The organism is Propionispora vibrioides (assembly GCF_900110485.1).
GTDB lineage: Bacteria > Bacillota > Negativicutes > Propionisporales > Propionisporaceae > Propionispora > Propionispora vibrioides.
In genome coordinates, this window is the sequence record NZ_FODY01000013.1 from 45,668 (window position 1) to 66,951 (window position 21,284).

At 47.9% G+C, this 21,284-nt stretch carries 18 protein-coding genes; 2 read left to right on the forward strand and 16 right to left on the reverse strand.

Going from position 1 to position 21,284, the window contains the following annotated elements; translation table 11 throughout:
• Window positions 1-53: 53 nt before the first annotated feature.
• Window positions 54-1,238 carry a pyridoxal phosphate-dependent aminotransferase gene (locus BMW43_RS11530; protein WP_091747392.1) on the forward strand — a complete coding sequence of 395 codons (1,185 nt, stop codon included), beginning with the start codon at window positions 54-56 and terminating at the stop codon, window positions 1,236-1,238.
• A gap of 322 nt (window positions 1,239-1,560) precedes the next feature.
• Here the strand turns inward: BMW43_RS11530 and BMW43_RS11535 are convergent, their stop codons facing one another.
• Together BMW43_RS11535 and BMW43_RS11540 are read right to left on the reverse strand one after the other, a co-directional pair.
• Window positions 1,561-2,343 (reverse strand): GntR family transcriptional regulator, encoded by a 783-nt coding sequence (locus BMW43_RS11535; protein ID WP_091747394.1) that lies wholly within the window; start codon window positions 2,341-2,343, stop codon window positions 1,561-1,563.
• A 24-nt stretch (window positions 2,344-2,367) separates the two neighbouring features.
• The gene (locus tag BMW43_RS11540; RefSeq protein WP_091747397.1) at window positions 2,368-3,402 is read right to left on the reverse strand and encodes a zinc-dependent alcohol dehydrogenase; all 1,035 of its coding nucleotides are present in this window, start codon (window positions 3,400-3,402) and stop codon (window positions 2,368-2,370) included.
• A gap of 372 nt (window positions 3,403-3,774) precedes the next feature.
• On the opposite strand from BMW43_RS11540, the gene BMW43_RS11545 reads away from it, so the two are divergent.
• Window positions 3,775-4,656, forward strand: coding sequence for a class II fructose-bisphosphate aldolase (locus BMW43_RS11545; RefSeq protein ID WP_091747400.1), 882 nt, complete (start codon window positions 3,775-3,777; stop codon window positions 4,654-4,656).
• 177 nt (window positions 4,657-4,833) lie between these two features.
• Here the strand turns inward: BMW43_RS11545 and BMW43_RS21165 are convergent, their stop codons facing one another.
• The 14 genes from BMW43_RS21165 to kdpB all read right to left on the reverse strand — a co-directional run bounded on the left by BMW43_RS21165 (window position 4,834) and on the right by kdpB (window position 21,282).
• Window positions 4,834-4,983 (reverse strand): hypothetical protein, encoded by a 150-nt coding sequence (locus BMW43_RS21165; RefSeq protein ID WP_177173571.1) that lies wholly within the window; start codon window positions 4,981-4,983, stop codon window positions 4,834-4,836.
• Between the two features lie 39 nt (window positions 4,984-5,022).
• The gene (locus tag BMW43_RS11550; protein ID WP_091747403.1) at window positions 5,023-5,622 is read right to left on the reverse strand and encodes a TetR/AcrR family transcriptional regulator; all 600 of its coding nucleotides are present in this window, start codon (window positions 5,620-5,622) and stop codon (window positions 5,023-5,025) included.
• Between the two features lie 127 nt (window positions 5,623-5,749).
• Window positions 5,750-6,193, reverse strand: coding sequence for a universal stress protein (locus BMW43_RS11555; RefSeq protein ID WP_091747406.1), 444 nt, complete (start codon window positions 6,191-6,193; stop codon window positions 5,750-5,752).
• A 68-nt stretch (window positions 6,194-6,261) separates the two neighbouring features.
• Entirely contained in the window at window positions 6,262-6,753 is a 492-nt protein-coding gene (locus tag BMW43_RS11560) for a helix-turn-helix domain-containing protein (protein ID WP_177173572.1), read from the reverse strand.
• Window positions 6,754-6,842: 89 nt separating this feature from the next.
• On the reverse strand, window positions 6,843-9,944 hold the full coding sequence (locus tag BMW43_RS11565) for an efflux RND transporter permease subunit (protein ID WP_091747412.1): 3,102 nt from the start codon (window positions 9,942-9,944) through the stop codon (window positions 6,843-6,845).
• Window positions 9,941-11,068, reverse strand: coding sequence for an efflux RND transporter periplasmic adaptor subunit (locus BMW43_RS11570; RefSeq protein ID WP_091747414.1), 1,128 nt, complete (start codon window positions 11,066-11,068; stop codon window positions 9,941-9,943). The genes BMW43_RS11565 and BMW43_RS11570 overlap by 4 nt, the downstream gene beginning before the upstream one ends.
• A gap of 266 nt (window positions 11,069-11,334) precedes the next feature.
• A complete protein-coding gene (locus BMW43_RS11575; RefSeq protein WP_091747417.1) occupies window positions 11,335-11,949 on the reverse strand; it encodes a TetR/AcrR family transcriptional regulator in 615 nt (204 codons plus the stop codon).
• A 162-nt stretch (window positions 11,950-12,111) separates the two neighbouring features.
• A complete protein-coding gene (deoD, locus tag BMW43_RS11580) occupies window positions 12,112-12,813 on the reverse strand; it encodes a purine-nucleoside phosphorylase (RefSeq protein WP_091747420.1) in 702 nt (233 codons plus the stop codon).
• A gap of 78 nt (window positions 12,814-12,891) precedes the next feature.
• On the reverse strand, window positions 12,892-13,818 hold the full coding sequence (locus BMW43_RS11585) for a DMT family transporter (protein WP_245732392.1): 927 nt from the start codon (window positions 13,816-13,818) through the stop codon (window positions 12,892-12,894).
• 129 nt (window positions 13,819-13,947) lie between these two features.
• Window positions 13,948-14,943 carry an NADH:flavin oxidoreductase gene (locus BMW43_RS11590; RefSeq protein WP_245732394.1) on the reverse strand — a complete coding sequence of 332 codons (996 nt, stop codon included), beginning with the start codon at window positions 14,941-14,943 and terminating at the stop codon, window positions 13,948-13,950.
• A gap of 85 nt (window positions 14,944-15,028) precedes the next feature.
• Entirely contained in the window at window positions 15,029-15,721 is a 693-nt protein-coding gene (locus tag BMW43_RS11595) for a winged helix-turn-helix domain-containing protein (RefSeq protein WP_091747424.1), read from the reverse strand.
• A 13-nt stretch (window positions 15,722-15,734) separates the two neighbouring features.
• Window positions 15,735-18,431, reverse strand: coding sequence for an ATP-binding protein (locus tag BMW43_RS11600; RefSeq protein WP_091747427.1), 2,697 nt, complete (start codon window positions 18,429-18,431; stop codon window positions 15,735-15,737).
• A 224-nt stretch (window positions 18,432-18,655) separates the two neighbouring features.
• Window positions 18,656-19,231 carry a potassium-transporting ATPase subunit KdpC gene (gene kdpC, locus BMW43_RS11605; RefSeq protein ID WP_091747430.1) on the reverse strand — a complete coding sequence of 192 codons (576 nt, stop codon included), beginning with the start codon at window positions 19,229-19,231 and terminating at the stop codon, window positions 18,656-18,658.
• Between the two features lie 17 nt (window positions 19,232-19,248).
• The gene (kdpB, locus tag BMW43_RS11610; RefSeq protein WP_091747433.1) at window positions 19,249-21,282 is read right to left on the reverse strand and encodes a potassium-transporting ATPase subunit KdpB; all 2,034 of its coding nucleotides are present in this window, start codon (window positions 21,280-21,282) and stop codon (window positions 19,249-19,251) included.
• Window positions 21,283-21,284 lie beyond the last annotated feature (2 nt).

Consider the following 21,284-nt stretch of genomic DNA (forward strand, 5'->3'; position numbering starts at 1 on the left):
TTTAAAGCTGACAAGGTACTGGTTTTTTAATTGAAGATCTGGAGGGAACAACCATGTTGTCACAAAATATTCAAAACAAAATCAGCAAATCTTCATGGATTCGCGCCATGTTTGAGCAGGGCGAAAAACTTCGTAAGCTCTATGGTTCGGAAAAGGTCTACGATTTCAGCCTGGGTAATCCTGACTACGAACCGCCGCAGGAAGTGCAGGACGCCCTGATCAAATACGTAACCGGCGAAACGGCAGGACTGCACAAGTATATGAATAACGCCGGCTATCCCGAGATCAGGGAAAAGATAGCGAAACGAACCGGCGAAGAATCCGGCCTGCCATTGACGTCGAACCATATTATTATGACCTGCGGTGCTGCCGGCGGGCTCAATGTTGTCTTAAAAAGCATTCTAAACCCCGGGGATGAAGTCATCGCCCTGGCGCCATACTTTGTGGAATACGGGTTCTACGCCGAAAACCATGGCGGCAAACTGGTGGTTGTCCCGACCGATCCGGCCACTTTCCAGCCCTCTATAGCCGCTCTGGAACAGGCTATTACCCCGAAAACCAAAGCACTCATCATTAACTCGCCGAACAACCCGACCGGCGTTATCTACAGCGAAGCTGTCCTTACCCAGGTTGCCGGCCTCTTAGCCCGCAAGGAACAGGAATTTGGCTCCCAGATTCTTGTGATTTCCGACGAACCTTACAGCAAAATTGTCTATGACAACGCCAAGGTGCCCAACATTCTTTCGATTTTCCCCAATTCTGCTGTAGTCAACTCTTACAGCAAGTCGCTGGCCTTACCCGGCGAACGGATCGGCTACATCGCCGTCAATCCGCAAATTAAAGACGTGGAGCTCCTCATTAGCGGTCTGATCTTTGCCAACCGCACCTTGGGCTTTGTCAATGCGCCGTCCCTCTTTCAGAAAGTTATTGGCGACTCGCTGGATGTGGCCGTCAACACCGACGAATACAAACGCCGCCGCGACTATCTCTACTCCCACCTGACCGAACTGGGCTTTACCTGCGTTAAGCCGGAAGGGGCTTTCTACCTGTTCCCCAAGGCGCTTATCCCGGATGATGTGGAATTTGCCCAGCGAGCCTTGAAATACAATCTGCTGATCGTTCCCGGCAGCGGCTTCGGCTGCCCCGGCTACTTCCGCCTCGCCTACTGCGTCAGCATGGAAACCATCAAGAATTCCATCAGCGCCTTTAAGGCCCTGGCTGAAGAGTTCCGGGCCTGAGCCGACCGCCAGCAAAACGCTTGTCTGCTTAACAACTTTACAAAATAAAAAGGCCCGGCAGCCAAAACCGCCGGGAAACAAAAAAATACATAGCAAAAAGGAGTCATTACGCTTTATATTATACCCCTTTATCTTCGCGTAAAACTCGCAAACATATCTATTTTGACCGAGCCGCCCCAGTTATTACACCGGGGGCGGCTCGGTTTTTCCGTTTAGTATTTTGCCTGTTTCAGGGGCCTCTTCACCAGCTCCTGTAAATACGGCTGCAGCCGGCAAAAAAGCTCCCAGCATATTGCTGAGAGCTTAGTAGCGCGTTGTTAGCTTATGGCTCACCGGCAGGAAAAGAATGCAGCTTGCCAGATCGCTCACGGTCGGTAGAAACAGTCAATTCAATTCTGGTTTTATACGCTAATGATTTCGATATCACATATTCGAGAATCCTATTATTTTCATCGAAAGTTACCGTATAGGTAATCGTAATCGGATCGCCAACCTGAATGCCCAGATGCAGTGCTTCATACTCTTCCGCTTTTGAAATTTCGATCACCTTATGGGCATAGCTCGGATAAATACCATACTCCGCCAAAGTACGGTATAACGATCTGTTGGTAAAGTCTTTTTCCAAGAGTCCTGAACACAAGGTATAAGGAAGATATGCATTCGCCAAAGAATAAACCTTGCCGTTAATGTAACGCAATCGCTCCAATCGAAATACATAATCGCCCTTTTTCAATTCCAATTTGGCTGCCACCTCTAACGAAGCTGGCTCTATATTTTGAAATAACACCTTACTGCTTGTATAGTTGCCTCTTAAAACAACTCGATTGTAAAATGCCAGTTCATTTTTACTCGTTTCTGACTGACCATCAACAAACTCTTTATTACCGAGGAAGAATGTTCCCTTCGTCGGAATCTTTACTATAAATTTTTCTTCTTCCAACAGCAATAAAGCCTTCCTGACAGTAGGGCGACTGACATTATAATTACTGCAAAGATCCCGTTCGCTTGGCAGGGGTGTAAAATATGGCTTATCGGAATAATCAGCTAAGATCCTTTTTTTTAATTCATCATACAAAAATTCGCCTTCCCTTTTTCCGACAGCCAAAACGCTACACTCCCTGTTATCATTTTAGAACTTAACAACGACTCTAAATTTGTCTCCCTTGCTGGCAGATTCAAATGCGGCCTTTATATCATTTACCGGATATACTTCACTAATAAACGGCTTTACATCTATGATACCATATGACAGCATTCTTGTCGCTTTCACAAAATCCCGCGCATTGGAATTGGCTGTTCCCAATACTTTAACGGCGCTTTTATGAAGCCAATCGGGGCTAAAAGATACCGGGATGTCCGGATAAAACGCGCTATATAAAACAAGCCTGCCATTATTCGCAAGGCATTTTCTCGCTTCCTCAACCACTGCTGAAATAGGTGTTGTATCAAATACAACTTGCGCCTTAAGACCGTCAGTAATCTCCCTTACTCTTTCCGCCAAATCTTCTCTCTTAGGATTAACCGCATATGCCGCGCCCATTTTCAGCGCTAATGCAGTCCTCTTTTCGTCGGTATCAGATACAATGACTACCGCACCTTTCCTAGTGGCAAGAAGAACATGCAACAAGCCCATAATTCCACAGCCAATGACAACTACAACATCACCAAATTGCACATCGGCCGTTTCCACGCTATGCAATACGCACGACACAGGTTCCGTAACAGTTGCCTCTTCGACCGAAATATTTTTGTATTTAAACAAATTGGCTGGATGTACAAGCAAATGAGAACTGAGTCCTCCCATCCCTTTATGCGGAAGGCCTTCAAGCTGCTTGCTATGATTAAAATGTTCACAATTTTGTTCATTTCCGCTCTTGCATTGATAGCAATTATTACAAGCAAGTGTAACACCAAGAGCTACCCGGTCATGTAACTGCCAGTGTACCTTATCTACGCGATCTCCCATAGCAATAATTTGGCCAACCGTTTCATGCCCGCCAATAAAGGGAAACTCGACTTGCTTAATTCCTTTATAAACCCGCTGTTCCCATGTGCAGATAGCACAGGCATCTACTTTGATCAGTACTTTATCGGGCTCGACTTCAGGTATATCGTATTCTTCCAGCTGGATTTGACCTACTCCGGTAAATACGGCTGTTTTCATTTTGTGACTCAATTTCATTCACCCCATTATTCTAATATTTCTTTATTTTAATTACAAGATATTTAATATACCGCCAATTACATCAACAGCAATCAGCTCCACATGTATTACCAGCAAGATTCCAATCATGTTACCAGCACACTTTTCATAAATCCCACAATCATAACCACTTGTCACATCCCCTTCGTTTTATATTACCATTGGTTATAAGTAGAATAATCCGTAATTTTTAAAATGTCAATATAAAACCTACAAATATTGAGTTTATTGACTTAACCAGTTGCATTTGCGTATTAAAAGATAATTGACAATTATATTACCATTGGTTATACTTTTTCTTAAGTAATCAATAAAAGCGAATGGAGGATTCGTATGTTAACCACAATGAAAGATGTGTTATTAACGGCAAAAAAGCACAAGTATGCAGTAGGTGCCTTTAATGTCCCCAATCTGGAATCGATTCAGGCAGTTATTTCTGCTGCAGAGGAGTTGCAAACTCCAGTCATCATACAACACGCAGAAGTGCACGAAAAATATATCCCCTTGACTGTTATCGGTCCTATCATGCTCGATTTTGCCAAAAGAGCAACGGTTCCGGTATGTGTGCATTTGGACCACGGCTCCAGCTTCGATTTATGTATGCAGGCGATTCGCCTTGGCTTTACCTCCATTATGTACGATGCTTCTGCCAAAAGTTATGAGGAAAACTTTAACGAAACAAAAGAAATGGTTCGTATCGCCCACGCTGTTGGTGTTTCTGTAGAAGCCGAATTAGGTCATATTTTCACCTCAGCCATAGGCGGCGGTGAAGGACGCGGAGCTGTGGGCGCCGAAGATTTCGCTTCGCTGGAAGATTGTTATACCGATCCTGAAACCGCCCGGAAATTTGTCGAAGGAACCAATGTAGACGCACTGGCTATTTCCTTTGGAACAACGCACGGAGTTTATCTGACCAAACCCCGTTTAGATTTAAACCGTATAACCGAAATTAAAGAAAAAATCGATATTCCTTTAGTCATGCACGGAGGTTCCGGCCTTTCTGATGATGATTTCAAAACCGCCATTCATAATGGCATTACTAAAATAAATTATTATACTTATGGGACAATAGCCGGTGGCGAGCAAGTAGCAAACATACTCGAAACCGCACATGATGAAAAATTATTTTACCATGATATTGTTCTTGCCGGCATAGCCGGCATTAAGGCAAATATAAAATCAGCCATGCAGGTATTCTACCATTCCATTTTATAAAAGTTGCAAGGCATAAAAACAGTTCTCAGCCTACTGCCGAGAACCCAAAATAAAGCACTCCTTTTTGTTCGTATAAAGCTCGTATCAATATCCATCCTGAACCTGCCGGGCAAAAAATTCCGGCAGCAGCTAAAGCAGCCCCGGCATGATAGCCGGGGCTGCTTAGTTGCGTTCTTATTATTTTGTCAGTTCCAGAACAATGTTCATCATTTGCATAAACATGGTCTGCCGTTCCTCGCCTGTCGCAGCCTCACCGGTAACCAGATGATCGCTGACCGTTACAATCGTCAGCGCCTGTACTCCGATTTTCCCCTTTCTAATAATCAAGCAGGCCGGTCCAACGGCTGGCTTTTAATAGAACTACTTTCAGCACCGAATTCCTTGCAAACAATAATGAATGGATTGCATAATATAATTTTTACGGTTAGCTTTATCGGATAAGTTTAGTTCCTGCGGTAGTAATGACACGGCAAGATGTGGCGCATGCAGCATTTCTACTAATACGGAGGCCGTATGGAAAGGTTCCAAATCGGCAAGAAATTCTTCCTGGGAAATTCCATGACGCAAAGAAGAGACGATATACTGATATAATTGCAGCGTATATTCCCTTACAAAAAAACTGCTCTCAGTAGTAGGGTGACGGCTCATTTCACGTTGCCAAAATACAGATAAATAAGGTTGTTTGTATTGGATCGCAGTTAATACATTTGTATAGGTGAGCAATCTCTCGGTAGCGGTAGTACCGGACCCGAATTCTATTTCTTTTAATGATTGAATAGGAGGACTAAACTGTCTTCTTAAAACCTCTTGATAAAGATTCTCTTTATTACCGAAATAATAGGAAATTGCTGCAGGATTACTTTTTGCCTCTCGCGCTAATTGATTTACAGTTACAGTTTCAAAACCAAGTTTGGCAAATAAAAAAGTGGCATTATCCAGTATTTTGTTGGCTGTATCGTTTTTCATATCACCAACTCCTTAAAAGGATATATTGAGATCTCCATTGATTATTGATGCAGCGAATGGCTTATTTTATGCTGTTTCTTGCTCGGCCAGTATGCAACATAGCCTGCTGCTATACAGACAGATTAAATTAGTGAACAACCAGAACAGGACAGGTAGCATGATGCACAACGTATGTACTGACACTGCCCAAAAATAGCCCGGCAATTGTCCCCAGTCCTCGACTGCCAACAACAATGACGTCACACTCATTGTTGTTGGCAAAGTCAATAATAAAAGTACGTGGTTCGCCCAATTCGTTATAGGTTTTAACCGGAATATCTTTCGGGACAAGCTGAGTAGCTTCTGCCAAAATTGCTTTAGCAAAGCTTGCGGGATCTTTAGCTGCATGGGGTGGAATTTTAGAGCCTTGAATTTGATCGTATAGCGGAACCTGCTGAGACAGGACCGATACATAAAGAATGTTAAGTTCGCCGGCAAAAGAACGTGCTAAGGCTTCGGCATGCAGCAGTGCTCTTATTGAATGACGTGAACCATCTACAGGTACCAAAATTTTCTTATACACCATTTCCATTATGTTCAACTCCTTATAAATATTTTTAAACCATATAACGGACTAAAAGCAGACAAGTTTTAATAAGGCTAATTTTTTTTTAAGCTTTCTCCTTTCTCTCCATCATTTGCTTTAACCAGTGTATAGGTAGAATGTGTGTAGCTAAAACCCAGATCATGCAGTAAAAACAATACCCCACGATCTGAATATTTTATTTGGAATTGACAATAAATCCAGGAGGCGACTAACGAACATGTCCAATTCAGTTCGCCAGGAAAGCCAACTTCTTCAGGACGTTGGGAAACCACCTGTTTTACCTGTTGCTTTTGCGTGTCACTCAAAAAAGGCTGTCGGCCAGGAGGAAGTTTACGCTCTAAACCGGAAAGGCCCTTTGCTAAATAAGCACGAATATAAGAACCAACTGTTACGCGGCATCTACTGATAATTTCAGCAATCTGGTCAACCTGCGAGCCTTCTAAATACAACTTAACTGCCTGGTATCTCTCAAGCATACGGCAATCTTTAGTTGATTTTATTGCAGTTGTGATTTCTTCTAGTTTTAGATTTTCCGTTTCACTCATGACAACACTTCCTTCCAGACAATAAATATGGTTAATAGGCTGTGCCATATAGGAACAAAAGAATAGCTATTACATTCTAAACAGCAAAGTTAAACTGAAGGACCGGCTGCACCGGTAGTCACGTTGCCTTGCACACTACTATTAGGCTTCGCTCTATACCAGGCGGCGTACATGACCGGTAATACAACCAAGGTTAAAATAGTAGCCCCCATTAATCCCGCCGCAATAGCAATAGCCATCGGCCCCCAGAAAATACTGGAGACTAAAGGAATCATGCCTAAAATAGCTGCCGCAGCTGTCAACAGAATGGGCCGCAGCCGGATGACAGTAGCGTTAATAATGGCATCCCAAAGCGGTTCGCCATTATCTAACAATTGGTCAATCTGATCCATTAATATAACGGTATTACGCATGATGATCCCCGATAGGGCTAACATACCTAATTGAACGACAAAGCCCATAGGACTGTTGGTAATCAATAGTCCGGCAACCACGCCAATAAATCCCAGCGGCGCTGTCATCAAAGTCAGAATCATTTTGGGAATGTTCTGCAGTTGTATAATTAAAAGAATCATAATCGCAATGATCATGGCCGGAACAGGCTGCATCATAAAACCGACTGCCTTGATGCTATCCTCCTTAGGTCCGTCATACTCAATGCTGTAGCCAAACGGTAACCCGGCGCGCAATTCATTCAGGTTGTTGTAGACTTGTTCCGCCACATTATCCCCGGTTACATCGTTAGAATTCAATTCCGCCTGTATCCAGATCATCGGTTTTAGATCACGCCGGTAAATCAATCCGTCTTCTGCTTCAAAGCTGATTTTGGCAATTTGATCAAGCGGAACATATTTGCCATTGCCAAGCGGAATGTTGAAATTTTTAATTTCAGCAGGATTGTTTCGATCCTGCGCGTCAAAGCGAAGCAACATATTAACTGTTTTGTCATCTTCACGGAATTGAGTGATATCTGTTCCTGACTGTTGCATCTGCAGCGCAGATGCCAGAGTTTGTGATGTAATCCCCAGTTTGCGGACCTTATCCTGGTCTATGGATAAATGGGCGATCTTACTTTTTTCACTCCATTTTAAATTGACGTTTCGGGTATGGGGATTAGCGGCCATAACCGTCTGTACCTGTTCGGCAATTTCCCGCACTTTGTCCACGTCGTATCCTTTGACCCGCAGCATGACCGGATAGTCGGAAGTAGGACCGTTATTGATTACTTTGGTATGGAATTGTACATCGGAAAATTCGTTTATTAGCACCTGACGATATTTCTTCTGCAGTTCATCACGGGCCTTGTAATCTTTGGCGACAATGATGAATTCGGAAAAATTAGTCTTGTTTGCTGTGGGATCAAAACTTAGCACAAAACGAGGCGCACCTTCCCCTACATGATAGGTATAATAAGAAATTTGCGGATCACCTTCCAGTTCTTGGGCAAACTGGCAGGCAACAGCATCCATATTTTTAAGCGAAGAGCCTTCCGGCAGTTCCAACTGGACAATCAGCTCCGAACGGGTAGAAGCCGGAAAAAACTGTTGCTTTACCAGCCCTAAGGCAGAAACTGCAACAATAAAAACGCCCACAGTCATTCCTAAAACGATTTTTTTATGAGTCATGCACCAAACCAAAAGCTTTTTAAATTTTTGATAAAAAACCGTGTCATAAGGATCGTGCTCGGTTTCACCGTCATTTTTGGGCTTAATTTTGATAAATAAGTAGCCTAGCAACGGAGTGGCGGTTCCGGCAACAATCCAGGAGGTCAGCAAGGAGATGGTGACAACTGTAAAGATGGTAACGCAATATTCCGACGCACTCCCGACGGCAAAGCCGACCGGAATAAAGCCGGCGCAGGTCACCAGTTCCCCGGTTAAACGGGGATAGGCAGTGGAGGAATAGGCAAAGCAGGCGGCATTAAAGCGGCTCCAGCCTTGTTCAAGTTTAACCACCATGGTTTCAATGGTAATAATCGCATCGTCAACTAGCAATCCCAAAGCAATAATCAGAGCGCCCAAAGATATACGCTGTAAATCAATACTGAACAAGTTCATAAAGGTAAACACGATGGCGATAACCAGAGGAATACATAAGGCCACGATAATGCCTGAATGCACACCCAGACTAATAAAACTGACAATAAGAACAATCACAATGGCTTCAAACAGCGATTCTACAAATTCATCAATTGAGCTTTCCACCACTTTAGGTTGATTTACCGTTTGATGAATTTCCATACCGGCCGGCAATTCTTTTTTCACCTGTTCGATTGTTTTAGCGATATTCTCACCTAAAGTCAAGACATTGCCACCAGGTTCCATGGCCAGAGAAATTCCGACACTGGGCTCCCCATTATAATAAAACTTAGGATCGGAAGGCTCGCTGTAGGAACGGGTAACGGTAGCAATATCGCCAAGGCGGAAGGTGCGGCCATTCGCCTGAATCGGAGTATTTTTAACATCTTCCAGATTTTCGAACATGCCGGTAACCCGCAAGTAAATATTATCGCTGGTTGTTTCCAACATGCCCGATGCGGACATGGCGTTTTGCGCTTGCAATGTGCTTGTAATGAGAGTGGGATCAATGCCTAATTGTGCCAATTTATTATTTTCGACTTCAACATAAATCTTTTCAGTCTGTACGCCAAGCAGATTTACTTTTTTTACACTGGGAACTCCCAATAAAATTCGCCGGATTCTTTCCGCTTTTACGCGCATATCCTCATAGGTATAACCATCACCGGTTAAAGCGAATACCACGCCATAAACCTCGTCAAACCGGTCATTAAATTGCGGTGTAGTGACGCCGGTAGGAAGGGTGCCCGCAATATCGTTAACCATATTGCGAACTTCCAGCCATTTGCCGCGCACCTCCTTTTGGAGTATAGAATCCTTTAAATGGACATAAATAACTGTTGTGCCCGGAGTAGAATAACTCTTTAAATAATCGAGTCCCGGCAGGTCCTGCAATTTCTTTTCAATTTTATCGGTAACTTGTTCCTCCATCTGTTTCGCCGTGGCTCCCGGCCAGGCTGCACTGACAATCATTTGCTTAATGGTAAAATCAGGATCTTCCATTCTTCCCAGCTTTTGATAGGAGACAAAACCGGCAATGAAAAAAAGTATCATAAAAAAGTATATGACTTGCTTATGATTCAACGACCATTCGGTCAAGTTGAAGCCTTTCACAATGAATCACCACCGATGCTCACTTGTTGCCCTTCGGTCAGTTTATGAACCCCGGCAATAACAATCCGGTCTCCCTGCTGTAAGCCACTGATAACCTGAATGGTATTATCCTTGCCATAGTTGCCGGTTTGAATGGAACGCAAGGTTACCCTGCCGTCTGTTACCACCCAGACAGCAGGAGTGTTTCCTTCAGCCTGGTAAACAGCCGCTACAGGAATATTCACAGTTGGTTGCATCGTGCTGTCGTTTATGGCTACGGCAGCGGTCATACCCAACTTCATTTCGGGCGGCGGGTTGACTAAACTGACCCGGACTTTAAAAGTACGGGTGGTTTGATCAGCCATCGGAGAAATCTCCCTTATTTTACCGGTTACTGTCACCTCTGGCAAAGCCCAAAAGGAAACCTGTATTTTTTCAGCTTTGCGCAGGCCTTCTATCCGGTTTTCCGGTACACTGATTTCTACTTCTCGCTCTCCGTCCTGTACGACAGTGACAATCACTTGCCCGGCACTGACAACTTGACCTATTTCGGCAGAGATACCTGATACGATCCCCGGTTTATCAGCCTTTAACAAGGTATAATCCAATTGATTGGTGCCTTGTGTGTATTGGGCCTGGGTCTGCCGTACCCCGGCTACAGCCACTTTGTAAGCATTGACATATTGATCATATTGCGACTGGCTGATTGCGCCTCCTTCTAATAATTCACGATAGCGTTTAAGATTGCTCTCAGCCAATTGCAATTGCGATTCAGCCGAATCGACCTGAGCAGAATAGTTATTTACCGTTTGCAGGACATCTTTTGCATCAATTTGCAAAAGAACGTCACCGGCATCTACTTTACTGCCCAGTTGAATATTTCTTTTGATGATTTTCCCATTTACCTGAAAAGCCAACTGACTTTCATAACGCCCCCTCACCTCACCGGCGTAAGTATAACCTTGCGAAATATCGGAACCACCAATGACGGTAGTACGTACTGCAGGAATTTCCTTGAGAGTTTCCTGGGCAGGCTGCTGTCCTTTCCAGAGTACACTGCCGAGAATGCACAAGCCGGCGATTACAGACAGGGTTAAGTATAATTTTTTTCGGTTGATTTTACTTGATAAAGCTGATAATTGCATGATCTCACTCCTCAATTAATTTGTAGCAAAGCTTTATAATCCAGCAAATTAATTAAACTCATTTAATTAAATACGTTTAATTAATATATCAAAAAAACCGCCAACTCATAGTTAGAGAAAGCGGAGTTTGAGACATCACTCCCTGTACTCAGCATATACACAATTAATTAAATGCATTTAATTAATTGATTCAAATCGACCACTCCCCCTCTGATTAGAGAAAGTGGCACAGTAAAGACTTTCTCATTATATTCTCTTCTCACTGTTTAGAATAAAATATGAATTTTTCCCGCTGGCAGGCCAACTACTCTTTCAATAAGTGATTCTGCAAGCCTCACACGCAGTTCCAGAAGATCGTCAGCTATTTTTTCATAAAGGGCGTCAATTAAAAATTCGTTAACCAGTAAAATAAAACTCCAGGAAGTTGGCGGATGTTCTACTTTGAATTCACCGCAACGCTGCCCCTCTTCAAGGATTCTTAAGCCCCATGGTGTGAGTAAGCCCGTTACTTCCTGAATTAATTTATTTTTAATATGCAAATTTTTCTCATGATAGACAGTATCTAACAATTCCATGCCTTGCGCTCGAATGCTCTTAATGATGATACCGGTCAGAAGTCCCAGCTTCTCGGAAGGAAGAAAGCTAGAATAAGTCATCTCTCTAACTTCGGACACTAATATAGCCGTTTGACGCTTAAGCAGTTCTTCAAGAATTTCTTCCTTGGATTTAAAATAGTAGTAAAACATACCCTGGGTGACACCCATTTTCTTGGCAATATCGCTGACAGTGGTGCCAAAATAACCTTTACTACTAAATAAATATTTTGCCGTATCCAAAATCTCATTAATACGGATTTGGGGATCCTGTGGAGGTCTGGCCATATAACACCTCAGTTATTTAAACATGTTTAAATTATAAATCCACTAGAAAATTTTTTCAAGGGTAATTTTTCCACTAACCATATAACCGCATATTTGCTCAACTTTGCCAAAAGTAATTAAAACAGGCAGCCCCGACCGACTTCGTCAGAACTGCCTGCTTTCTTATTTTACCGTTTCCAGGGCAATGTTCATCATCTGCGTAAACGTGGTCTGCCGTTCCTCGGCTGTCGTTGCCTCACCGGTAACCAGATGATCGCTCACCGTTACAATAGTCAGCGCCTGCACACCGTATTTGGCAGCCAGCGTATACAGTCCCGCTGTTTCCATTTCCACCGCCAGCACGCCATAGGCCGCCCAGCGCTTCCAATAATCCGGATCGTCATGATAAAAAGTATCGGAAGTCAGCACATTGCCTACCTTGGGTTTAATACCCAGCTTCGCTGCCGCCGCATAGGCCTGCTGCAAAAGCGCAAAGTCGGCCGTTGGGGCGTAGGTCATCCCCGGAAACCGCTGAGCGTTGATATTGGAGTCGTGGGAAACAGCCATTGCCAGAATGACATCCTTTACCTTTACGTTTTCCTGCAGCGAGCCGCAGGTGCCGGTCCGGATAAGACGCTTTACGCCATACTGAGTAATTAGTTCATTTACATAGATGGATATGGAGGGAATACCCATGCCTGTTCCCTGCACCGAGATCCGCTCTCCTTTGTAAAAGCCGGTAAAACCGTACATACCGCGCACTTCATTGTAACCCACGGCATCTTCCAGAAAATTTTCGGCAATGAACTTCGCCCGCAGCGGATCGCCGGGCAGCAGCACCGTTTCGGCAATAGCTCCCGGTTTAGCCCCAATATGTATACTCATCACCATCACTCCTTTATATTATAGTAACCAATCTGGCAAATAGCAGGCCGCTACACACCATCCCAAATGCAGCCCGCTTTACGCCTGCTGGTCCATAGCCTGCTTACCGCGGCCAAACTGCGGCAGCGGAAGAATTCCCGTACCGATGGTAACCCCCAGAACAACCAGCACCAAAGCCGTAAGATGGTGCCAGCTTAGCTGCTCACCAAGAAAAAGCACCGAGGCAAATACGCCGATGACCGGACAGCCGTTTTGGAACAACGACGCCGTGGAAGCACCCAAATGCCTGATAGACACATTCCAAAGCAAGGCGCCCAATGCGGTACTGAAAAAACTGGAAAATAGCAGTACAGCTACCGGTATCCAGGAAGAATAAGCGGCATGGCCCCAGTCCGGATTGGCCGCAAACCCGACCAGGCCAAGCCCGGCGGCAGCCAACGCATGGCTGTAGGCGGTAACCGTTAACGGACTGGCATAAGAAGTAGCTGTTTTAACAAAAAGCGAGCCAATGACAAAGACCAGCGTGGCAATCCCCATCACAGCATCACCAAACAGACTGGCTCCGCTTTGTGCATTGGCCGCCACAACAAACAACAACCCACCAAATCCCAAAACCATGCCGGCTGCCTTGGCTGCCGTAAACTTCTCCTTTAAGAAATAACCGGCCAGCAGGGCCGTCATGAGCGGATTCATTCCTAAAATCAGCACGGCATGGGTGCCGCTGGTGGCTTTAATACCGAAAGTAAGGGCAATCTGATGCAAAAATATGCAAAACAAAGCGATTCCACCAACCGAAGGCCAGGCTTTTCGGGGAAGTCTCCAGCATTTCTGGACGATCATAACCGGCACCAGCAACAGGCTGGCCAGGCATAACCGGACAGGCGCCAGGACCAACGGCGGATAAAACTGCGTTAAATATTTTATTGCTACCGCATTCACACCCCATAGAATAACAACCCAGATGAGTATGACGATCATTTTATAATTAGGTTTACCCGTTTCCAATTGATTCACTCCAGCTATTGTCTATGTAAAAATTCCTCTAAAATCGTATCACATTTTTCCGGAAGCGGAAACCCTAAATCCTTTTTCTTTTTTAAAAACCGCCATTACACTCAACCCGGGAAAATCCATTTAACTTGTCTTAAGCCTGTTCCCCGGACATAGTGTATGATCGGTAAACCACCGGCACGCCGGTATCGTGCCGCCACAGCCAAAACACTTGTTTACCGGTTCCCCCTGCAACACGTGATTAGCAAAAGCAGGATCGGTAAACATTCCCCGGCCAATAGCCACTACATCGGCGTAGTCGTTATCCAGCAAAAAACGTACCTGTTCTGCTGTACGGATTTCATTCACCGCGATAACAGGGATATGTACCTCTTTTTTAATGATATAGCCACTGTATGTGGTCGGACTACAGATAAATCCGTCAGGCACAGGCGTTTCCGGCGGCTTCATGCCAAAAGAAATATGCAGCAAATCAACCCCGGCACTTTCAAAGGCCCGGGCTGTTTCTATGCCTTGACGGCTTTCCGGCAAATAGGCTCCCATCCGTACACTCACGATAAACCGGTCATGGACAGAACTGCGAATATCCGGTAATAGGTCCGTCAAAATTCGGGTTCTATTTAGGGCATTGCCTCCATAGCAATCGGTTCGCTGATTGTATGACGCGTCAATAAACTTACATAAAGTATATCCATGAGCAAAGTGGTATTCCACGCCGTCAAAGCCCATGTCACAGGCAGCCAGGGCAGCCTGCTTCATATCCGCCTGCATGGCCTGGATATCGTCGATGGCTAACTGATTGATATCCATATCACCGCAAGAGAGCTGCATCATGACCACTGCACCGTAATCATGACAGTTCCCGGCAATCTGCCGCAATACTCTCCGGTTGTCAGCCGACCACATATCCGTGGCCTGCGCGGCACCGAGAACCCGGGTAGCCTGCAAAATAATAAGGCCTGCCCCGCCTTTTGCCCGGTCCGTATAATGTTCAATATGCTGCCGGCCATAGTAGGAGCCGTTGTCTCCCCGGAAGGAAAAAGTAACCATGGGAGCCATAGCAATTCGATTTTTCACCCGGTTCCCGCGAATCATGATATCGTCGGCTAACTTAGCCACACCGCTTCCCCCTTACCATTTGATATTCCATCATCCAGCTCTGACATTCTCTTATCTATTATACACCTCGCCGCACCTACTTTGGTTAGCTTTTTCCCATCAGGCGGTAACCGACACCCGACTCGGTGATAATATAGCGCGGCTGCGCCGAATCGGCTTCAATTTTCCGCCTCAGTTGTCCGATATAGACACGGATGTAGTGCGTATCATTATTGTAGTCGTTACCCCAAACCGCCTTTAGCAGTTGCTTGTGCGTCAGTACACGGCCGGCATGCTGCGCCATGACCTTGATAATTTCGTATTCAGTGGGCGTCAGCTTCACTTCCCTGCCGTCTACCGTCACCGTCCGCTGCAACAGGTCGACCGCCAGCCCGCCGCAGGTAAGCACCGGCTCATCCTCCACCTGGGCCATCCGTCGGAGACAGACCCGCATGCGCGCCATGAGTTCTCCCATACCAAAGGGTTTTGTCACATAATCATCGGCACCGGCATCGAGGGCTTCGATTTTTTCCTGCTCCTGGTCACGGGCCGTCAAGACAATAATCGGCACCTGGGACCACTCCCGCACCTGCAGCACCACCTCTTTACCGTCCATGTCGGGCAAGCCTAAGTCGACAATCATGATATCCGGTTTCATGATCGCCGCCCGGACCACACCGTCCTTGCCGGTCAGTACACCTTCAAACAGGTAACCCTGAACCTGCAGTGACACACGCAGCAGCTTTTGGATCTGTGGCTCGTCATCAATAACCAATACCCGTAATTTCTTTTCATTCATCCGACTCACCTCTTTAAGGATTTGTGCCGTCACTGGAGACCGGCAGGCGAATAGAGATTTGCGCACCGCCGTCAGGATGATTCTCCGCCCAGATAACTCCTTTGTGGGCTTCCACAATACCTTTACAAATGGATAATCCTAAACCGGTGCCGGACACTTTTCGCACCTGCGGGGCCCGGTAAAACTTTTCAAAGATGCGCTCCCGGTCTTCCCTGCCGATTCCCGGCCCCTCATCCCTTACACTGAGCACCACCTGGCTCCCGTCTTGCGCCGCGCTGACGGTAATGGGACTTCCCTGCGGTGAATACTTGATCGCGTTGTCCAGCAGGTTAATCAGCACCTGTTCCAGCAGAACACAGTCGGCCCGGAGCAGAGGCAATGTTTCCGGCAATTTAGTAATTAATGTATGAGTTTGTTTTCTTTCGCTAATACGGCGCCAGGCCGATCCCACCATATCCTCTATATCGCACCAGTCGGTTTTTAGCTGCAGCATGCCGCTCTCCTGCCTGGCCGTATCCAGCAGATTGTTGACTACCCGTTCCATCCGGGCCGCTCCATACAAAATGGTTTCCAACAATTCGGTCCGCAATTCCTCCGGGTATTGAATATCCGGATCAAGCAACGTGGACACTGCTCCGGTTATGGTCGCCAAAGGCGTCCGCAGTTCATGGGACACCGAATTAAAGAGCGCCATCCGAAGTCTGTCCGACTCTACAACTAACGCAGCCTGCTGCGCCTGGCGGGCCAGGGTTACCCGCTCGATGGCCATGGCCGCCAAACCGGACCAGGCATCAATCAGGCGTTTCTCCTCCGGAGTCACCGGCTGCGTGCCGATGCGCACCCCGAACACCCCGCCCACGTTTTCTCCGGCCGTCAACGGCACATAGAGATTCTCAGCCCCCGGCAGCGTTTCTGTGGAACAGCCTGCCACCCGCCGATTTTTATAAGACCAGACCGCTACGGCATATTCAGCGTCGGATAAAGAAAAATCCTCAACCAAAGCAAACCGGCTGCTGTCATAGCTTCCCGCCAGATACAGCTTACCGCTTTTATCCGGGCACAGTACCAGCGTATCCCGTCCGATGGTTTCGCCGGCGTGCCGCACCAGCTCCCGGCAAATAAACTCCAGGTCAATAACGGCGGCGATTTCCCGGCTGAATTTATATAAGGCCCGGATACCGCGTTCCCTGAGTTGAGCTGCTTTGGCCTCCCGCCGCAGCCATTCCGTCCGGCCGCCAATCAAAAAAGAAACCAAGAGAAAAATCGCGAAGCTCCAGACAAAGCGAAAATCATAGACGGAGAAGGTAAACAGCGGCGGGACAAACAAATAATCAAAACATGATACGCTGATCACCGCTGTGAAATAGGAAGGCCACCGGCCCCACCAAACGGCGGACAACAGCACCGGCAGCAGGTATAGCAGCGCCACATTGACCAGTTCCCAATGGTCTCTGCCCAGCCAGCCTGCCAGGGTGACCAGAGCGGTCATGGCCAGCCCGCCGGCAAAAGGCATCATCCCGGCAAAAGAAGTAGTAGGAATTACCGTCTTGATTTCGGGACGTTTTTCCTCTTCCACCGTCCCCTGGATGACATACACATGAATACCGCCGCTGGCCCGGATCAACCGGTCCACAAAGGATTTGCGAAAAAGGTCCTGCAGGTGGGTATTGCCCGATTTGCCGACTACGATGGCGGTAACATTATGGGTTCGCGCTACTTCCAGAATTTCCTTCACCAGATCATTGCCTACCACCATAAGCGTCCTGGCCCCCAGTTCTTCGGCTAACCGCATATTGCGGGCAATCCGGTCCCGTTCTTTATCGCCCAGAGGAAAGCGCCGCTGCGCCGTCTCGATATGGACGGCGAGAAACTCGGCATGCAAGCCGCTGGCAAACCGGTGCGCCGCCCGGATCAGTTGGGCGGAAAAAGGGCTGGGGCTTACGCATACCATGATGCGGCCGGCAGCCGGCCAGGGCCCGGCAATCTGTTTCTGACGCATGTACTCGTTCAGGTCCTGGTCAACCCGGCTGGCGGTAAAGCGCAGGGCCAGCTCGCGCAGCGCGTTGATGTTGCCCAGGCGGAAAAAATTCTTTAAAGCCTGCTGCACCTGTCCCTGGCGGTATACCTTGCCCTCCTGCAGGCGCTTGATCAATTCCTCCGGCGGAATATCGATCAACTGAATATTATCTGCCTGGGCCAGAACATAATCAGGCACCGTTTCCCGTACAATCACGCCGGTAATTTGAGCTACCACATCGTTCAGGCTCTCCATATGCTGAATATTGACGGTGGTATAAACGTGGATGCCGGCAACCAATAATTCTTCCACATCCTGATACCTTCGCACATGGCGGGAGCCGGGAATATTGGTATGAGCCAGTTCGTCCACCAGCACCAGTTCGGGTTGCTGCAGCAGCACGGCATCAATATCCATTTCCTGCATGACCCGGTCCCGGTATACCAGTTCCCGCGGCGGAATTCCGGGTATGCCGGCCGCCAGTCTTTCCGTTTCCGGGCGGCCGTGCGTTTCAATCCAGCCGGTCAGGACACGCACACCGTCCGCTTTGCGTTCATGGGCCGCTTCCAGCATTTTATACGTTTTTCCCACACCGGCAACGGCACCTAAAAATACCGTCAGCTTACCTCTTGCCGCTTTTTTGATGCTTCCCAGCAGTTCATCCGGATCGGGACGCAGCCGTTCCTCCGCCATACAGGCCCCTCCTTTTACACAGCAGCAAACAGGGCGTAGTTTAGTGCTCCACCAACTCTGAAACTACAATTTCTTCACGAGTCTTTTTCCGTAAGACCTCGTTGTCGTCGGCTTACCTATGCTCAATAGGTGCGCCTCCTCCGCCTTGCCTTACGAAAAAATCCCCCTAAATATAATTTGTACTTTCAAAGTTGGCGGAGCACTAAAGCCCCGTTTCTCCTTGTTTATATGCTCTCATCAAGTGCCAGATTTAATTCCAGCACATTTACCCGTTCTTCACCCAGCACACTGGCCAGCCGGCCTTCGGTCTTCGCCTCAATCAGCCGCTCCACTTCAGCCACATCCCGCCCCCTGGTCCTGGCCACCCGTGCCGCCTGCAGATAGGCGGCGGCCGGTGTGATATGCGGGTCAAGCCCACTGGCGGAGGCAAGCACCAGGTCGGCCGGAACGGGTGCTGCCTGGCTCAGCCCATTTTCCTGGCGAACCTGGCTTAACCGTTCTGCCACCGCCTGCAGCAAAGCCTGATTGGTCGGGCCCAAATTACTTCCCGCCGAAGCCGTTCCGTCATAGCCGTCCTGTCCGGCCGCCGACGGGCGGCCGTGAAAATATTTATCGCCGGTAAAATTCTGTCCAATCAGCCGCGAGCCTACAGGACTCCCGTTTTTCGTCACCAGGGACCCGTTGGCCTGGGCGGGAAATAAAAGCTGCGCTACCCCGGTTACCAGCAAAGGATAGACAAACCCTGTCAGCAAAGTAAATACAGCCAACATCCTTAGTCCTGTTACCACCCATTTCCACATTATAAACCCTTCTTCCTTTATACCAAGTGTAAAATAACCAGCAGCCAGTCAATCAGCTTAATCCCGATAAAGGGAATAATCAGTCCGCCCAGTCCATAGACCAGCAGATTGTTCCGCAGCACCACATCGGCGCCCACCGGCCGGTAGGCAACGCCGCGCAGCGCCAGCGGAATCAATGCCACAATGATCAGGGCGTTAAAGATGACCGCACTTAAAATGGCGCTTTCCGGGGTAGCCAGTTGCATGATATTAAACAAACCAAGAGCCGGATAGGTTCCCATAAACATGGCCGGAATGATGGCAAAATACTTGGCAATGTCATTGGCGATACTGAACGTGGTCAAAGAGCCTCTGGTCATCAAGAGCTGTTTACCGATTTCCACAACCTCAATAAGCTTGGTGGGATTGCTGTCCAGGTCAACCATATTGCCGGCTTCCTTGGCTGCCTGGGTTCCGCTGTTCATGGCCACCCCCACATCGGCCTGAGCCAGGGCGGGCGCATCGTTGGTCCCGTCACCCGTCATGGCTACCAGCAAGCCTTGTTCCTGATACTGACGGATCATGGCCAGCTTCGCTTCCGGCGTAGCTTCCGCCAGAAAATCGTCCACACCGGCTTCGGCGGCAATCGCCGCGGCCGTCAACGGGTTGTCACCGGTAATCATGACGGTTTTTATCCCCATCTGCCGCAGCTCGCGGAACCGTTCCTTAATACCGCCTTTGACAATGTCCTTCAGCTTAATGACCCCCAATACCTTGTCTTGGGCGGCCACCACCAGCGGGGTACCGCCGTTTTTGGCAATCTCCGCGCAGGTCCGGTTCACCTCAGAGGGAAAAATCCCGCCTTGCTGACGGACATAATTTTGAATGGCATCCATTGAGCCTTTCCTGATTTCCTGCCCCTGCTGATTGATTCCGCTCATCCGGGTTTGTGCCGTAAAGGGAACAAACTCCGCGCCCAGTGCTGCCAAGTCCCGTTCCCGCAAATTGTATTTTTGTTTGGCCAGAATGACGATACTCCGCCCTTCCGGCGTTTCATCGGCCAGCGATGACAACTGGGCGGCGTCAGCCAGCTCGGCTTCCCCGATGCCCGGTGCCGGAAAGAAATCGGTTGCCATCCGGTTGCCCAGCGTAATGGTGCCGGTCTTATCCAGCAGCAGGACGTTCACATCGCCGGCGGCCTCTACGGCACGGCCGGACATAGCCAGTACGTTCCGTTTCAATAACCGGTCCATGCCGGCAATACCAATGGAAGAAAGCAAACCGCCAATGGTCGTCGGAATCAGGCAAACAAGCAGCGCCAGCAGCACCGGCACAGAGATGGTGGTTCCCGTATAAATCGCAAAGGGTTCCAGCGTGGCGACGGCAATTAAAAACACAATGGTCAAGCCCACCAACAGAATGGTCAGGGCAATTTCATTGGGTGTTTTTTGCCGTTTGGCCCCTTCTACCAAAGAAATCATCCGGTCCAGAAAGGTTTCTCCCGCATTGGCGGTGATTTTTACCCTAATCCAGTCGGACAACACGCGGGTGCCGCCGGTAACCGAAGATTTATCGCCGCCCGCTTCGCGGATGACCGGAGCCGATTCGCCGGTGACCGCGCTCTCATCGACCGAAGCCATGCCTTCCACCACTTCCCCGTCACTGGGAATGATGTCACCGGCTTCTATGAGAATCAAATCATCCTTCTTTAACTGAGTAGCGTCAACCAGCACGATCTCACTGGCGCCAGCCAGCTTCTTGGCCTTGGTCTGCGTACGGGTTTCCCGCAGCGCCCGTGCCTGCGCCTTGCCCCGGCCTTCCGCCACAGCTTCCGCAAAATTGGCGAACAAGACGGTAAACCAGAGCCAAAGGTTAATCTGCAAAGAAAAGAATACACTCCCGGTTATCCCCTGCAGGCAGTCGCGCAGTAGCAATATACTGGTGAGTATGGCGCCAACAAATACAACAAACATGACGGGATTTTTTATTTGTGTCCGGGGATTCAGTTTTCGGAACGCATCGCGTACCGCTTCCCCCAGCATATCCCGGCGAAAACCGGTTTCTCTATTCATGA

Bases quoted from the DNA above. Each gene is read 5' to 3' on its own strand.
- BMW43_RS11570 (WP_091747414.1), bottom strand. From the start codon at position 11,068: ATGCAATTATCAGCTTTATCAAGTAAAATCAACCGAAAAAAATTATAC.
- BMW43_RS11600 (WP_091747427.1), bottom strand. From the start codon at position 18,431: ATGGCGGAGGAACGGCTGCGTCCCGATCCGGATGAACTGCTGGGAAGC.
- kdpB (WP_091747433.1), bottom strand. From the start codon at position 21,282: ATGAATAGAGAAACCGGTTTTCGCCGGGATATGCTGGGGGAAGCGGTA.
- BMW43_RS11550 (WP_091747403.1), bottom strand. From the start codon at position 5,622: ATGAAAAACGATACAGCCAACAAAATACTGGATAATGCCACTTTTTTA.
- BMW43_RS11560 (WP_177173572.1), bottom strand. From the start codon at position 6,753: ATGAGTGAAACGGAAAATCTAAAACTAGAAGAAATCACAACTGCAATA.
- BMW43_RS11575 (WP_091747417.1), bottom strand. From the start codon at position 11,949: ATGGCCAGACCTCCACAGGATCCCCAAATCCGTATTAATGAGATTTTG.
- kdpC (WP_091747430.1), bottom strand. From the start codon at position 19,231: ATGTGGAAATGGGTGGTAACAGGACTAAGGATGTTGGCTGTATTTACT.
- BMW43_RS11595 (WP_091747424.1), bottom strand. From the start codon at position 15,721: ATGAATGAAAAGAAATTACGGGTATTGGTTATTGATGACGAGCCACAG.
- BMW43_RS11545 (WP_091747400.1), top strand. From the start codon at position 3,775: ATGTTAACCACAATGAAAGATGTGTTATTAACGGCAAAAAAGCACAAG.
- deoD (WP_091747420.1), bottom strand. From the start codon at position 12,813: ATGAGTATACATATTGGGGCTAAACCGGGAGCTATTGCCGAAACGGTG.
- BMW43_RS11530 (WP_091747392.1), top strand. From the start codon at position 54: ATGTTGTCACAAAATATTCAAAACAAAATCAGCAAATCTTCATGGATT.
- BMW43_RS11555 (WP_091747406.1), bottom strand. From the start codon at position 6,193: ATGGAAATGGTGTATAAGAAAATTTTGGTACCTGTAGATGGTTCACGT.
- BMW43_RS11540 (WP_091747397.1), bottom strand. From the start codon at position 3,402: ATGAAAACAGCCGTATTTACCGGAGTAGGTCAAATCCAGCTGGAAGAA.